General features: G+C 72.5%; 13 protein-coding genes. 5 read left to right on the forward strand and 8 right to left on the reverse strand.

What is annotated here, in order from left to right; translation table 11 throughout:
* Positions 1 to 7 precede the first annotated feature (7 nt).
* Positions 8 to 595 (reverse strand): pentapeptide repeat-containing protein, encoded by a 588-nt coding sequence (locus ACLJQF_RS43840; RefSeq protein WP_410616235.1) that lies wholly within the window; start codon positions 593 to 595, stop codon positions 8 to 10.
* A gap of 463 nt (positions 596 to 1058) precedes the next feature.
* On the opposite strand from ACLJQF_RS43840, the gene ACLJQF_RS43845 reads away from it, so the two are divergent.
* The 3 genes from ACLJQF_RS43845 to ACLJQF_RS43855 are packed head-to-tail and all read left to right on the forward strand — an operon-like array spanning position 1059 to position 3028.
* The gene (locus tag ACLJQF_RS43845) at positions 1059 to 1871 is read left to right on the forward strand and encodes a helix-turn-helix domain-containing protein (protein ID WP_410616236.1); all 813 of its coding nucleotides are present in this window, start codon (positions 1059 to 1061) and stop codon (positions 1869 to 1871) included.
* Positions 1837 to 2268 carry an acyl-CoA thioesterase gene (locus ACLJQF_RS43850; RefSeq protein ID WP_410616237.1) on the forward strand — a complete coding sequence of 144 codons (432 nt, stop codon included), beginning with the start codon at positions 1837 to 1839 and terminating at the stop codon, positions 2266 to 2268. The genes ACLJQF_RS43845 and ACLJQF_RS43850 overlap by 35 nt, the downstream gene beginning before the upstream one ends.
* A gap of 31 nt (positions 2269 to 2299) precedes the next feature.
* Positions 2300 to 3028, forward strand: a complete 729-nt coding sequence (locus tag ACLJQF_RS43855) for a class I SAM-dependent methyltransferase (RefSeq protein WP_410616238.1) — start codon at positions 2300 to 2302, stop codon at positions 3026 to 3028.
* On the opposite strand, the gene ACLJQF_RS43860 is transcribed toward ACLJQF_RS43855, so the two are convergent.
* From ACLJQF_RS43860 to ACLJQF_RS43875, 4 genes are all read right to left on the reverse strand, one after another.
* Positions 3021 to 6326, reverse strand: a complete 3306-nt coding sequence (locus ACLJQF_RS43860; RefSeq protein WP_410616239.1) for an error-prone DNA polymerase — start codon at positions 6324 to 6326, stop codon at positions 3021 to 3023. The genes ACLJQF_RS43855 and ACLJQF_RS43860 overlap by 8 nt on opposite strands.
* Positions 6327 to 6860 (reverse strand): hypothetical protein, encoded by a 534-nt coding sequence (locus ACLJQF_RS43865; protein ID WP_410616240.1) that lies wholly within the window; start codon positions 6858 to 6860, stop codon positions 6327 to 6329.
* 2 nt (positions 6861 to 6862) lie between these two features.
* Positions 6863 to 8425, reverse strand: a complete 1563-nt coding sequence (locus ACLJQF_RS43870) for a DNA polymerase Y family protein (RefSeq protein WP_410616262.1) — start codon at positions 8423 to 8425, stop codon at positions 6863 to 6865.
* A gap of 358 nt (positions 8426 to 8783) precedes the next feature.
* Positions 8784 to 9482: a hypothetical protein gene (locus ACLJQF_RS43875; protein WP_410616241.1), complete on the reverse strand. Its 699-nt coding sequence runs from the start codon at positions 9480 to 9482 to the stop codon at positions 8784 to 8786.
* A gap of 257 nt (positions 9483 to 9739) precedes the next feature.
* Between ACLJQF_RS43875 and ACLJQF_RS43880 the strand changes: the two genes are divergently transcribed.
* The gene (locus ACLJQF_RS43880; RefSeq protein WP_410616242.1) at positions 9740 to 10228 is read left to right on the forward strand and encodes a GNAT family N-acetyltransferase; all 489 of its coding nucleotides are present in this window, start codon (positions 9740 to 9742) and stop codon (positions 10226 to 10228) included.
* Between the two features lie 45 nt (positions 10229 to 10273).
* A complete protein-coding gene (locus ACLJQF_RS43885) occupies positions 10274 to 11011 on the forward strand; it encodes a hypothetical protein (protein WP_410616243.1) in 738 nt (245 codons plus the stop codon).
* Here ACLJQF_RS43885 and ACLJQF_RS43890 read toward each other — a convergent pair.
* The 3 genes from ACLJQF_RS43890 to purN form a co-directional block, all read right to left on the reverse strand.
* Positions 11008 to 11799 carry a hypothetical protein gene (locus ACLJQF_RS43890; RefSeq protein WP_410616244.1) on the reverse strand — a complete coding sequence of 264 codons (792 nt, stop codon included), beginning with the start codon at positions 11797 to 11799 and terminating at the stop codon, positions 11008 to 11010. The genes ACLJQF_RS43885 and ACLJQF_RS43890 overlap by 4 nt on opposite strands.
* Positions 11800 to 12080: 281 nt before the next feature.
* A complete protein-coding gene (gene purH, locus ACLJQF_RS43895; RefSeq protein WP_410616245.1) occupies positions 12081 to 13649 on the reverse strand; it encodes a bifunctional phosphoribosylaminoimidazolecarboxamide formyltransferase/IMP cyclohydrolase in 1569 nt (522 codons plus the stop codon).
* Positions 13639 to 14256 carry a phosphoribosylglycinamide formyltransferase gene (gene purN, locus ACLJQF_RS43900; protein WP_410616246.1) on the reverse strand — a complete coding sequence of 206 codons (618 nt, stop codon included), beginning with the start codon at positions 14254 to 14256 and terminating at the stop codon, positions 13639 to 13641. The genes purH and purN overlap by 11 nt, the downstream gene beginning before the upstream one ends.
* Positions 14257 to 14312 lie beyond the last annotated feature (56 nt).

Raw genomic sequence — 14312 nt, forward strand, 5'->3', positions numbered from 1 at the left:
CGTCGTTTCAGCGGATGACGAGCCCGTGCGCGGCGGCGAAGGCGATCGCCGTTTCGACGTCGACCTCCGCGCCGCGCAGGTCGGCCTGGACCAGGGCGTTCGCGTCGAGACGCGCGCCGCGCAGGTCGGCACCTTCGAGCTTCGCGCCCTGCAGCCGGGCGCCGGTCAGGTCACTGCCGCGCAGGTCGGCGCCGGAGAGGTCGGCGTCCATCAGGTTGGCCTCCCGCAGCCGCATCCCGGACAGCCCGAGCTTGCGCAGCCGCGCCTTCGCCAGCGACGCGAGGGAGAGATCGCACTCGGTGAGCGCGATCCCGCCGAACCCGCTCTCGGTGAACGACGAGCCCAGCAGCGAGCACGCCGTCCAGCGGCTCTCGGCGAGCACCGTCCGGTCGAAGGTGCACGAGCGGAACGCCGAAGCGTCGTGTCGGGAGCGCGCCAAGTCGGCCCGGCTGAACACGCAGTCGTCGAAGGTGCAGCCACGCGTCCGCAGCCCGCTCAGGTCCGCGCCGGTGAAGTCGCAGCCGGTGAACCGCCGCTTTTCCCACCACTGCCCCGACAACACCGCTTCGCGGTAGTCCTCCCCGGTCTCCAGCACGGGCCCAGGGTGCCACACCCGCGACTAGGGCTTCGCACCCTGGACGTAGTTCATCGCCTCGATGTACTCGGGCAACCGAGGAACAGCACCGTCTGCCGGGTTACCTCGGTGGCGCCTCGATCGCGCGCCGCTGGGTTTCCTCGCTGTCCGGCACGTAGAAGCCGCAGGAAGGCGGGGGTGGCAGCCCAGCCGTCCGGCGAGTCGAACGCCATCACGACCGCGTCGCCGATGCGTACTTCCGCGTGGCCGATCTTGCCGTCCTCGCCGACGACCCGGCCGAGCTCCTCGGAATCGAAGGCGCGCTTCAGGAAGTCGAGCAGGCCGTCGGTGTCGCGGCCGATGATCCACGGGGTGACCGTCGTGTAGCCGCCGGGAACCGGGGCTGACCATGTTTCCTCCTCGGTTCGTCGCGCCGAACCCAGAAACGAAATAGGTCAGCTGCTGACCGCTGCATACTGGGGCCATGGGAGTTCCGCTGCGGCCGGTGGCAGCGCGGTCGGTGTACCGCGAAGTGGCGCCGCCACCCGCGCTCGCGGACGTCCTCGCCTGCGGCTGGCACGGACGCACCGGCTGGGCGCGGCCGTTGCGGGTGCTGCCCGACGGCTGCGCGGACCTCGTCTGGGACGGTGCCACCCTGACCGTGGTCGTCACCATCGGGGCTCCGCTGCGGCTGTGGGTTCCGGCGTCGTCGTCGCGGGTCGGTGTGCGGCTGCGGTGCGGTGCCGCGGCCGCCGTGCTCGGCACGTCCATGCCGGAGCTGCCCGCGGTGACCAGGCTGAGCGACCTCTGGGGCACCGACGCCCAGTTCGCCGAAGAACAGCTCGCGTCGTCCGATCCCGAAGCACAGCGCGGACTTCTCGAATCACTCGTCGCGCGCCGTGGCGCGACGCCGGACCGGCGGGTGCTGGCGGCCGTCCGCGCGTTCGGCACGGCCGCGCGGACGTCCGATGTCGCCGTGGGGATCAGCGAACGCTCGTTGCGGCGTCACTTCGTCCACTCCGTCGGCGCCGGGCCGAAGCAACTGCACCGCGTCCGGCGGTTCCAGCGCTTCCTGCGCCGGCTCGACGCGCTGGCCGCGCACCGGACGTCGCTGGCTCGGGCCGCCGCCGACCTCGGGTACGCCGACCAGTCCCACCTCGGCCGCGAGTGCCGCCGCCTGTCGGGCTCCTCGCCCGCGGCCCTCGTGCGGGTGGCCGAAAAGTTCCAGACTCCGGCCGCGGCTCTGAGCCACGATCACGGGCATGACCTTCCACGTGACCATCCCGGTGCGCTGTGACGACATCGACGCCAACGGGCACGTCCGCGGCCCGGCCTACCTCGCTTACGCCGACCACGCGCGCTGGGCGTGCGTGCAGGCCGCGGGGATCGATCCGGCCGAGCTGACCGCGCGCCGGATCGGCCCGGTCAATCTGGAGACGACCGTGCGGTTCCATCGAGAGCTCCGCCCGCGCGCCGAAGTCTCGGTCAGCTGCGTGTTCCAGTGGGGCACCGGCAAGACTTCGCGCGTCACGCAGGAGCTCCGCACGCCGGAGGGCACGCTGGTCGCCGAGGTGACGAGCGTGTCCGGCCTGCTGGACCTGGACCGGCGGCGGCTGTTGGCCGACCCCGGCGCGTACTGGCGGGAGCTGGCCGCGCATCCCGAACTGCTCGGCCTCGGCTCGAAACCCGCGTGATCTTTCCCAGTCCGCTCGCTACCGTGGCGCCGTGCCCGACCACGACTACGTCGATCCCTACCTCGCCTCGCTCTACGACGCGATGAACCCGCGAGAGAGCAGCGGCGACTTCGAGTTCTACCTGCCGATGATCATGGCCCTCGAGTCCGTCCTCGACGTCGGGTGCGGCACCGGTTCCCTGCTGCACTGGGCGCGCGAGTCCGGCCACGAAGGACGGCTGGTCGGGCTCGACCCGGCCGAGGGCATGCTCATCCAGGCCCGCCGCCGCACCGACATCGAGTGGGTGAACGGCGATTTGTCGACCGCGTCCTGGGACGGCGAGTTCGACTTCGCCGTGATGACCGGGCACGCGTTCCAGGTGCTGCTGACCGACGACGAACTGCGCACGGCGTTCTCGGCTGTTCGCCGCGCGCTGAAGCCGGGCGGCCGGTTCGGCTTCGAGACGCGCAACCCGGCCGCCCGCGGCTGGGAGCGCTGGACAGCTTCGAACGTCTGGGAGGCCGGGGACGTCCGCTCGTGGAACGACGCCGGGCCATTCGAGAACGGGTACGTCAGGTTCAAGACGACGTACGAAAGCCCGAGCTGGGACGCGCCGCAATACAGCGAGAGCACCTTGCGCTTCCTCGACGTTCCCTCGCTGAACGAGTTCGTCGCGGAAGCCGGGCTGGTCGTCGACGAGCAGTACGGCTACTGGGACCGCACCCCGGTGACGGACACCAGCCCGGAAATCATCACCCTCGTCCGGCGTCCCCTCACCTGAAGTCCCGCGACTTCGCCTTGATGCGCATCGGCAACGGCTCGACGCGGTGGGCGAGAACGCTGACCACGCCGTCGGCCTTCTCCACCACCCCGCGGATCAGCAGCGCCGGGCTGCCGCGCGCGACGCGGTGGTAGCGCTGCCAGAGGCCGAGCGTGCAGATCACGTTGACCATCCCCGTTTCGTCCTCGATGTTGAGGAAGGTGACGCCGCCCGCGGTCGCGGGGCGCTGCCGGTGCGTGACCGCGCCGCCGACCAGCACGCGCGCGCCGTCTTCGAGGTCCGCCAAGCCGCTCGCCGGGACGACGCCGAGCTCGTCGAGGCGGTCACGGATGAACTCGGTCGGGTAGCTGTCCGGCGACACGCCGGTGGCCCAGACGTCCGCCGCCGCGACGTCGAGCCCGTCCATCCCCGGCAGCACCGGCGCCGACGCGCCGACCAGGCCGGGCAGCTTCTCCGGGCGTTCGCCCGCGACGGCACCCGCGGTCCACAGCGCCTGACGGCGATCCCCGCCGAAACCGGCGAACGCGCCGGCCGTGGCCAGCGCCTCGATCTGCGGCGTGGTCAGCCGCACGCGGCGGGCGACGTCGGCCATGTCGCGGAACTCGCCGTTGTCCGCGCGCTCGGCCACGATCCGCTTCGCGAGGTCCTCGCCGATCTTGCGCACGGTGCTCAGCCCGGTGCGTACGTCGTGGAACTTCCCGCTGCCCGCCTCCAGGGTGGCGTGCGGCAGGCTGCGGTTGATGTCCGGGCCGTGCACGGTGACGCCGTGGCGCCGCGCGTCGGCGACCAGCGACTGCGGCGAGTAGAAGCCCATCGGCTGCGCGCGCAGCAGGCCCGCCAGGAACGCGTCCGGGTGGTAGAACTTGAAGTAGGCACTCGAAAAGACCAGGTGCGCGAAGCTCAGCGCGTGGCTCTCCGGGAAGCCGAAGTTCGCGAACGCCTTCAGCTTCAGGAAGATCTTCTGCGCGAGTTCGTCGTCGACCCCGTTCGCGGCGGCGCCTTCGAGGAACCGCTGCCGCAGCCGGTCCATCTTCCGGTCCGACCGCTTCGAGCCCATCGCGTGCCGCAGCTGGTCGGCCTCCGCCGCGGTGAAGTTCGCGACGTCCAGCGCGATCTGCATCATCTGTTCCTGGAACAGCGGTACGCCCTTGGTCTTGTGCAGCGCCTTCTCCAGCAGCGGGTGGTCGTAGGTCCACTTTTCGCGGCCCTGCTTGCGGCGGATGTACGGGTGCACCGAGCCGCCCTGGATCGGACCCGGCCGGATCAGGGCGACCTCGACGGCGAGGTCGTAGAACTCGCGAGGTTGCAGCCGCGGCAGCGTCGCCAGCTGGGCGCGGCTCTCCACCTGGAAGACGCCGATCGCGTCCGCGCGGCACAGCATGTCGTAGATCTTCTCGTCGGCGAGGTCCAGCTCGGCGAGGTCGATTTCTAGGTTCTTGTACTCGCTGACGAGGTCGATCATGTAGTGCAGCGCTGAAAGCATGCCGAGGCCGAGCAGGTCGAACTTGACCAGCCCGGCGGCGGCGCAGTCTTCCTTTTCCCACTGGATCACGCTGCGGTCGGCCATCCGCGCCCACTCGACCGGGACGACCTGGCTCACCGGCTCGGCGCACATGACCATCCCGCCGGAGTGGATGCCGAGGTGCCGCGGGAAGTCCTCGAGCGCGAAGGCGAGCTGCACGACGTCGTCCGGGATGTCGTGGTCGTGGTCCTTTTCGGTGCTTTGGAGCGGGCCCCAGCGGTCGATCTGCTTGCTCCAGGCGTCCTGCTGGCCCGGTGAGTAGCCCAGCGCCCGGGCGGCGTCGCGGACGGCGGACCGGGCGCGGTAGGTGATCACGTTCGCGACCTGGGCGGTTCTGAGGCGGCCGTGTTTCCGGAAGACGTACTGGATGGCCTCCTCGCGCCGGTCGGACTCGATGTCGAGGTCGATGTCGGGGTAGCCGTCCCGGTCCGGGGCGAGGAAGCGTTCGAAGAGCAGCTCGTAGGAGACGGAGTCGACCTTGGTGATGCCCAGCGCGTAGCAGACGGCCGAGTTCGCGGCCGAGCCGCGGCCCTGGCACAGGATGTCGTTCTCGCGGCAGAAGCGCACGATGTCCCAGACGATCAGGAAGTAGCCGGGGAAGCCGAGCTCTTCGATGATGGCGAGCTCGTGCTTGATCTGTTCGTTCGCCTTTTCTTCGTGCGGCTTGCCTTTGAAGCGTTCCTCAGCGCCTTTTTTTGTGAGTTCCCGGAGGTAGGTGGTTTCGGTGTAGCCCTCGGGGACGCCGAAGGGCGGCAGTTCGGGGGCGATCAGCTTCAGCGGGAACGCGCATTCCATGCCCAGCAGGGCACTGCGCCGGACCGCGCCGGGGTACCGCCGGAACAGGACGTCCATTTCGGCGCCGCTGCGCAGGAAGGCCGTCCCGGCGGCGGGCAGCCAGCCCTCGAGCTCGTCGATCCCCCGCCGCGCCCGGATCGCGGCGAGCGCGTCGGCGAGCGGAGCGCGTTCGGGCCGCGCGTAGTGGGCGGCGGTGGTGGCGACGGTCGGGAGGCCCAGGTCGTCGGCGAGCTGCGTCAGGAGGTCGTTGTGGGTGCTGTCCAGGGGCTGGCGGTGGTCGGTGAGCTCGACGTAGACGTTGTCGCGGCCGAAGCGGTCCACGAGGTTTTTCAGTTGTTCCGCGGCGGCCGCCGGGCCGTGCGCGACGAGGGCCGAGCGCACCGCGCCTTTGCGGCAGCCCGTCAGCACCACGCACTGCCCGGCGACCTCCTCGGCGACCGCACCGAGGTCGTAACTGGGCCGGCCCTTTTCGGCCTCGTGGTGGATCTGGCCGGCGGTGATGGCGCGGCAGAGGGCCCGGTAGCCCTGGTCGCCGCGGGCGAGCAGGAGGAGGTGCTCGCCTTCGGGGTCGGGGACGCCGTTCTGCGGGCGGTGCAGGCCGAAGCTGAGCTCGGTGCCGAAGACGGTGTCGACGCCGAGTTCCCGCGCGGCCTCGGCGAAGCGCACGACGCCGTACATGCCGTCGTGATCGGTGAGGGCGATGGCGTCGAGTTCGAGGCGCGCGGCCTCTTCGACGAGTTCTTCGGGGTGGCTGGCGCCGTCGAGGAAGCTGAAGTTGGAGTGGCAGTGCAGCTCGGCGTAGGGGACGCGGACGGTCTCGGCGCCATCGTCGTTGCGGCGGGCGGGGAGGTCTTTCGGCCGCCGGTAGCCGTCGCGGTGACGGCCCCAGGCGGGGCTGTCGCCGTGGTCTCCGACCGGGACCCCGCCGGCCAGGGTGCGGGCGAGGTCCTTCCAGCGGACGGGTGGGTTGTTCCAGCCCATTCAGTGGCTCCCGGGCTGGTCGCGCCGATGCTCTTCGGCGGCGCGGCGGCGGTGCCAGTTGCTGGGGTGGTTCCAGCGGCTGCGGGCCTCGGCTTCGGTCATGGGACTGGTGTCCGGCGCCTCGGGTTCGGCCGAGGGGCTGGGATCCGGCGCCTGCGCGCGACGGCCCGCGTTTGTGGGGTGGTTCCAACGGGAGTGAGCCTCGGCATCGCTCATGCGGCTCGCGTCCCCAGTGCGGCCGTCCACCCTCGCCGGCGGGCTCCAGCGGATCTCGATTCCGCTGACGCGGCAGCCGTTCTCCCGCGACGAGCGCGGGACCGGAAGCGCGATCACCGGGCAGACCCAGTCGTCGTCGGCGGGGGTCTGCGGGAGCCGGCCGCGGACCGTCCACCGGTCGGGCGTGTCCGCCTGCTCGTCCGTTGCGGGCTCGGGAATCTCGCGCAGCCACTCGCGTTCCTCCGATGCCCCGCGGGGCGTGTCCCCGGGCTCGGCTCGCAGCCAGTTGCGCAGCTTTCGTGCGTAGTCCTCGTCCATGCTCAGTCGTACACTCCCTCGACCGTCCACAGTGGATTTTCCGTGCCTGCGCAGTGCACCAGCACCGCTTCGGGCGGCTCGTCCCCCTCGCCGGCCAGTACCAGCTGCAGCCGCGCCCTTCGCGGACCGGGCCGCCGTCGATCACCCGTCAGGGGCCACGGGCCCGCCCAGCCCACGACCTCCCGCCCCGCGCCGCCCGCGATGCTGAGCCGCCGCGGGGGCGAGGTCACCTGATCCCGCGCCGTGATCCCGACGGCGCGGCCGCCGTCGTCGAAGACCTGCGCCGGGACGGGCCGGGCGAGGACCGTCGCCGGGGACGGGGACGGCAGCCGCCCCGGCCAGGTGGCGTCCGTCGGCGTCGTCCGCTCGCGCGGGTCGCCCCAGGGCACGAGCCGGACGCGGCCCGCGGGGTCGCGGCCGCCGTCGAGCACGGGGGTGAGCACACCTTCGGGCCCGAGCAGGCCCTGGACCCGCACGAACGCGCGGGCCGCGCGCTCGTCGCCCTCGTCGGAACCGCCGTTGCGCCAGAGGTCGAGCTGCAGCGACCGCCCCTCGACGACCTCCTCGGGCTCCAGCCGCAGCCGCACGACACCGGACGTCGGACGCTGTCCGGGCGCGGCGCGCAGCCAGCCTTCGAACTGCCAGCGCACCCGATCGGCGACGCCGGCGGGGGTCAGCGGTTCGGCGCACCGCCACGCCCGGCCGAGGTGTTCGCCTCCTTCGGTGACGGCATAGATGCCGAGCCGGGTACAGGCGAGGCCGTGCGCGGCGAGGCCCGCGCAGAACCGCGCCGCGAGCCCTTTGGCGAGGAACGCCGCGACGTCGACTCGCTCGACAACGGGGTCGAACTCCTCGGCCAGGGTCAGTTCGGGCGGCGGCCGGCGACGCAGCGGCGGCCGTTCGGAGCGGCCGCGCGCCAGCCGGTGGGCCAGTAGCCCGGCCGCACCGAAGCGGTGAGCGACGTCGCGTTCCGGCAGGGCGGCGAACGCGCCGAGCGTCTTCAGCCCGAGGCGGCGCAGCAGGTCGACCAACTCGGCACGATCGGCGCCGGGCTGGTCGAGTTCGGTGACCGGAAGCGGCGCGAGGAATTCGGCTGCCCGCCCGGGTTCGACGAACTCACCGCACCGCGCGGCGAGCGTCGCGGCGAAGAGCCCGTCGGCGACGCCGACCTGGCATTCGACCCCGGCCGCGACGGCGACCTCGTCGAGAAGCCGTTCGACGAGCGCGTGTTCCCCGCCGAAGTATCCGGCGGCACCGTCGACGGGGACGGCGATCAGGCCGGGCCGCACGACCTCGACCCCGACGACGAGCCCTTCGACCGCCCCCGCGACGGCTTCGAAGAGCCGCGCGTCCCGCCCGTCGTCGGCGGCGAAGACGGCGAGTTCCGGGCAGTTCGACTGAGCATCCCGCCGCCGCATCCCCCGCCGGACGCCATTCCGCCGGGCGACGGCGTTGCAGGCAACGACCCGGTTGGCGCTGAAGACGCCAACGGGCTGGTCGGCAGCCACCCCGCCGACGGCGGCGGCCGCGACGGTGGGCCAGTCCGGGCACCACAGGACCAGCATGCGAGTGGGCGCGCCGGGGACGCCGCGTTGGGCCGGGACGGTCATGTGACCTCCCGGACCCGGCCGCCGCCCCGACGTGGACGGAGGTGATCGTGTGGCCGGCTCGCGCACCCGGACGGTCGACCCGCGCACCCGAAGCGTTGGCCCGCGTGCGCAGGCGGTCGGCTCGCGCACTTATAGGGCCGGTTCGCGTGGCCGCAAGGTCGGCTCGCGTGATCGGAGACGCGACTCGCGTGATTGAGCGTGGATCTCGCGTGATTGGCGGGGTATCTCGCGTGATTGAGGGGGCATCTCGCGTGATTGAGGGGGTGACACGGGTGGGGCGGGGGGACTGTCCGCTTGGGACTGCTGGCCGGGGTCATGCGGTGGCCTCGCGAAGCGAGGGTGATGGGGCCGGGGCGGGGGTCACCGAGCCGTCGGGGGCCGGGAGGTGGAGACCGGCTGTGGACGGGCGGGCCGCGGGACCGCGGCCGTGGGCTCGGACCTGCACCCGGCGGGACTGGAGGTGGCCGTAACCGTGGGACGGGCCCGACCACGGCTCACGACGGCACGAAAGCTCCACGTCCGCCCCGGGCCAGGCACCGGCCGACAGCAGCACCGCGCCGCGGTGACGGGCGCGGGCCGACAGGCGCCGTGCCACGGAAGGCTGGACCGTCTCCGGCTGAACCGCCACCAGGTCGACGCCGTCCAGTAACGCCGCGATCACCGCCGGGAGCTCCGGCCCCGGACGCGGGACCAGCGCCAGGCGGGTGACGTCCACTCCGTACTCGGCCGCCGCCGCGACGCCCAGGGATGGCATGCCGACCACCGCCGCCCACGAGCCCGCGGTCGTGGCCGCGGCGAGGAGGGCGAGCAGCAGCGACGTTCCCCCGTGGACCGCCACCGTGCTCCCGCGCCGGAGCCCGGTGTCGGGCAACAGCCCGGCCAGCGCCGGGACGACCGGGAGCACCCTTCCCGCCGCCCTGGCCCGCTCGGCCTGGGCCGCCACCCGGCTCGCCGTGCTGACCCCGGGCAGGGCCGCCAGCCGGGCCACCGGCGGCTCCACCACAGCAGTCACCGCACGCACCTCCCCACCACGGACTAGGCCGGCGGTCGTGCCTCTCCCAAAACTCGACCGACGACGCTGGTTCGCCGCGGGGAAGGCGGCGGTTCCATGTCGAACACCTGTTCGACGTAATCCAGTCAACCGCGAACCACCGGAGCTGTCAAGTCACCCACTAGTGGGGCATGCGGCGATCCGTTCGAGCTCGTCGTCGAGGCTCCGGCAGCCGTAATCAAGTTGCCCGCGCGACAGCCGGTCACTAGACAGACGGCGTGGAGCTCACCGACGCCGGCCCCGAAGACGTCCCGGAACTGTTGGTCCTGCAACGCTGCTGCTGGGTCCAGGAGGCCGTCCTCAACGACACCCTCGACATCCCGGCCCTGCACGAAACCCTCGAAGACGTGCGCGACTGGACGAAGACGTGGTCGGTGTGGGTGCTGCGGCAGGACCACCGGCTGATCGGCGCCGTGCGCGCCCGCCTGGACGGGGACCGCTGGGAACTCGGCAGGCTGATGGTGGCGCCGGACCTCGCCGGACGCGGGCTGGGCCGGCGGCTGCTCGCCCACGCCGAAGCGCAGGCGCCCGCCGAAGCCCGCCGGTTCGCCCTCTTCACCGGCGCGCGCAGCGCCCGCAACATCGCGCTGTACCAGCGGGCCGGCTACCGGCGCACCGACGTGCCGCCCGCCGACGGCCACATCCGCGGCGCGGTTTACCTGGAGAAGGACGTCACGCTGCGCGAAAAAGCCGGTCCGGCCGCCTGACGCTGCGGCGTCGGCTAGATTCCCCGGTGGACTTTGGGGGTGGCGATGACCGAACCGCGGAGACGGCTGATCCTGGGGATCGCCGGCGTGCTGGTGGCGGTGGGCGCGGCGGCCTGCGGAGTGCCCGGCGCCACCGCCGCGGCCCCGGCGCCGACGACCATCGGCGCGGAGTGGCGCTCGTTCCGCGCCGACGTCACCGGGATCCGCCCCGGCGCGGACGACCACAGCCTCTTCGTGCAGGTCGCCCTGCCCGGCAAGGATCCCGGCTGCGTCCGCGAGCCGCGGATCGAACAGGTCGTGGAGGCGAAGACCGACATCCGCGCCGACGTCGTCTACTCGACCCGGCCCGCGGCGGGCGGCTGCCAGGACAGGGTGCCCGCGGAGCTGCATCTGACGACGGCGGACCCGATCGCGAACCGGACGGTCATCCTCAACGCCGACGCCGGAAACGCCTGGCGCAAGCTCGGCGCGGGCTGGAGCCATTGCGACAGCCAGGGCGGCTGCGCCGCGCCCGCCGACCACTGCGCTCCCGCGTGGATCGGGGCCGCGGTGTCCGCCGCGGGGGCCGAAAACCCGGGCACCACCCGCGCCTGCGAGCCGGGCTGGCTGATCCTGGACCTCGTGAAGCACCAGCCCGAACCGCCGTCCCGCACCGCTTTCCGCTGGAGCGACACCGGCTGGACGTCGTTCGCGCAGGCCCGGTCCGGCGGCTGCGCGGAGATCCTCGCGGCCGAGCCGAAGTTCCCGGTCGCGCTGTGCCGGGCGCTGCCCGCGCCCGCCTAGCCTGCCAGCTTCTTGACGATCTCCGCGCCGACCGCCTGCACCGCGGCGTCGGTCTCCTCCTGCGGCATCGGCGAGTTCGAGAAGAACCCCTTGTCCCAGCCGGACACCTCGAGGACGACGACGGTCGTGCCCTTCAGGACGTGCAGTTCGGACCCGCTGAACGCGCTGTCGGTGGCCAGCCGGACCAGGACCGCCTTGTCGCCGATGCCGCGCACGTCCGTCGGCGGGATCGGCGGCGCCTTCGGCTTGAACAGGTCGTTCGCCTGCTCGCGCGCGCTCTGCCCGGAGTACCGCGTGATCTGGACGTGCATGGTGGCGTCGCGAACGTTCTCGTCCGGCCCCGGCTTCCAGCTGCAGCCCTGCTGCTTGATGCCCGGCAGGTCCTGGTCGCCCTGCCCGGCCAGGACGAAACTCGGGAAGCCGGCCTTCTCCAGCACCGGCGCCGGGACCTGGCACTCGGCGGGCACCGGCGACGACGACGGTGCCGCGCCGGTGCTCGCGAAGTAGTCGCCCGCCACGGTGCCCAGCGGGATGCCCGCGCCGAGCAGCACCACGACGCCGCCGACGATGCCGAAGATCAGCCCGGTCCGCTTCTTCTTCGGCGGCTGCACCGGCGCGCCGTACCCGGCGGGCGGGTACCCGGGCGGCGGCGGGTACCCCTGCTGCTGCGGAGGCCCCTGTTGTGGATAGCCCGGTTGCGGATAACCCTGCTGAGGCGGGTACCCGGGCTGCTGCTGCGGGTAGCCCGGGTACCCCTGCTGACCTTGGCCGTACGGCGGTTGCTGCATCGAGCCCTCCCTCTCGAAGCGCGAGTCGGTGACATCCGGGGCTTCGCCCCGGAGCCGGGGGCTCCGCCACCCGGAGCCCCCGAAAGCAGTCAGTGACATCCGGGGCTTCGCCCCGGAGCCGGGGGCTCCGCCACCCGGAACCCCCGAAAGCAGTCAGTGACATCCGGGGCTTCGCCCCGGAGCCGGGGGCTCCGCCACCCGGAACCCCCGAAAGCAGTCAGTGACATCCGGGGCTTCGCCCCGGGGCCGGGGGCTCCGCCACCCGGAGCCCCCGAAAGCGGTCAGTGCGCGAAGTGGCGCGTCCCCGTCAGGTACATGGTGACGCCCGCCTTCTCCGCGGCCGCGATGACCTCGGCGTCGCGAACCGAGCCGCCGGGCTGCACGATCGCGCGGACGCCCGCCTCGACCAGCACCTCGAGGCCGTCCGGGAACGGGAAGAACGCGTCCGACGCGCCGACCGAGCCCTTGGCCCGGTCGCCCGCACGGGCCACCGCGAGCCGCGACGAGTCGACCCGGTTGACCTGGCCCATGCCGACGCCGACGGTCGCGCCGTCGGCGGCGAGCAGGATGGCGTTGGACTTGACCGCGCGCAGCGAGCGCCACGCGAACTCGAGGTCGCGCAGGGTCTGCTCGTCGGCCGCGGCGCCGGTGGCGAGCGTCCAGTTCGCCGGGTCGTCGCCGGAGGCGTCGATCGCGTCGACCGTCTGCAGCAGGACACCGCCGGAGATCGGGCGGAACTCGACCGGGAAGGCCGGGGCCGCCGGCAGCTTCAGCAGGCGGATGTTCTTCTTGCGCTGCAGGATTTCCAGCGCTTCGGCGTCGAAGTCCGGGGCCAGCACGACCTCGGTGAAGACCTCGGCGATCTGCTCGGCGGCCTCGCGGCTGACCGGGCGGTTCGTCGCGATGACGCCGCCGTAGGCCGAAACCGGGTCGCAGGCGTGGGCCTTGCGGTGCGCCTCGGCGATGTCCGCGCCGATCGCGATGCCGCACGGGTTGGCGTGCTTGATGATCGCGACGGCGGGCCCGGCGAAGTCGTACGCGGCGCGGCGGGCGGCGTCGGTGTCGACGTAGTTGTTGTACGACATGGCCTTGCCGTGCAGCTGCTCGGCGTGCGCCAGGCCCGGGTTCTGGCTCTTGTACAGCGCGGCCTTCTGGTGCGGGTTCTCGCCGTAGCGCAGGACGTCGGCGCGTTCCCAGGTGGCGCCGAGGAAGTCCGGGAAGCCGGCGTCGACTGCGTCCTCGTCGGGGGCGTATGCGCTGGCGAACCACGACGCGACGGCCGTGTCGTACGCCGCCGTGTGCGCGTACGCCCGGGCGGCGAGGCGCTTGCGGTCTTCGAACTCGAAGCCGCCGCCGGCGACGCGCTCGAGCACCCAGCCGTAGCGGGCCGGGTCGACGACGACCGCGACGCTGCCGTGGTTCTTCGCCGCCGCGCGGACCATGGCCGGGCCGCCGATGTCGATGTTCTCGACGCAGTCCTCGGGGCTCGCTCCGGAGGCGACGGTCTGCGCGAACGGGTACAGGTTCACGACGAGCAGGTCGAACGCGGCGATGTCCAGCTTGCGCAGCTGCTCGACGTGGTCGGGGTTGCCCTGGTCGGCCAGCAGCCCGGCGTGCACGTTCGGGTGCAGCGTCTTGACGCGGCCGTCCAGCGACTCCGGGAAGCCGGTGACCTGCTCGACCGGCGTGACCGGGACGCCGGCGTCGGCGATGGCCTTCGCCGTCCCGCCGGTGGAGACGATCTCGACGCCGGCCGCGTGCAGGCCGGTCGCGAGGTCCAGGAGGCCCGCCTTGTCCGAGACGCCGATCAGCGCCCGGCGGACCGGACGCCGTCCCAGGTCAGTGCTCACGAAATGTCACCTTTCGTCCGTCCACGGTGCAGCCACCGCGGCCGAGTCGCTCGATCGTTTCCACCAGCAGCCTGCGTTCGACGGCCTTGATCCGTTCGTGCAGGACGTTTTCGTCGTCGTCGCTCTCCACGACGACCGCTTCCTGGGCGATGATCGGCCCGGTGTCGACCCCGGCGTCCGCGAAGTGCACGGTCGAGCCGGTGACCTTGACGCCGGCTTCGAGAGCGTCGCGGACCGCGTGCATCCCGGGGAAGGACGGGAGCAGCGCGGGATGCGTGTTGATCACCGTGAAGCGGCCGAGGAACTCACTCCCGAGGATCTTCATGAACCCGGCGGAGACGACCAGGTCGGGCCGGTACGCCGCGACGGCCTCGGTCAGCGCCTTGTCCCACTCGGCGCGATCGGGGTGGTCGGCGACGCGGACGGTGAACGACGGGATGCTCAGGCGCTCGGCGCGGGCAAGGGCTTCGATGCCGGTGCGGTCGGCGCCGACGGCGACGACCTTGGCCGGGAAGCCGGACCGCCCGGTGGCGTCCAGCACCGACTGCAAGAGGGTGCCGGAGCCCGACGCGAGCACGACGAGCTTCACCGGAGTGGGCAGGTCCAACCGTTGAGACAGAGCGGGCTCCTTGCCGCGGGCGGTGCGCAGCCGGGCGCACGGCG

It is taken from the genome of Amycolatopsis sp. lyj-109, assembly GCF_046548995.1.
Taxonomy (GTDB): domain Bacteria; phylum Actinomycetota; class Actinomycetes; order Mycobacteriales; family Pseudonocardiaceae; genus Amycolatopsis.

Coding starts and splice junctions, on each gene's coding strand:
- ACLJQF_RS43845 (WP_410616236.1), top strand. CDS start 1,059: ATGGGAGTTCCGCTGCGGCCGGTGGCAGCGCGGTCGGTGTACCGCGAA.
- ACLJQF_RS43860 (WP_410616239.1), bottom strand. CDS start 6,326: ATGGGCTGGAACAACCCACCCGTCCGCTGGAAGGACCTCGCCCGCACC.
- ACLJQF_RS43850 (WP_410616237.1), top strand. CDS start 1,837: ATGACCTTCCACGTGACCATCCCGGTGCGCTGTGACGACATCGACGCC.
- ACLJQF_RS43890 (WP_410616244.1), bottom strand. CDS start 11,799: ATGCAGCAACCGCCGTACGGCCAAGGTCAGCAGGGGTACCCGGGCTAC.
- ACLJQF_RS43870 (WP_410616262.1), bottom strand. CDS start 8,425: ATGCTGGTCCTGTGGTGCCCGGACTGGCCCACCGTCGCGGCCGCCGCC.
- ACLJQF_RS43865 (WP_410616240.1), bottom strand. CDS start 6,860: ATGGACGAGGACTACGCACGAAAGCTGCGCAACTGGCTGCGAGCCGAG.
- ACLJQF_RS43885 (WP_410616243.1), top strand. CDS start 10,274: ATGACCGAACCGCGGAGACGGCTGATCCTGGGGATCGCCGGCGTGCTG.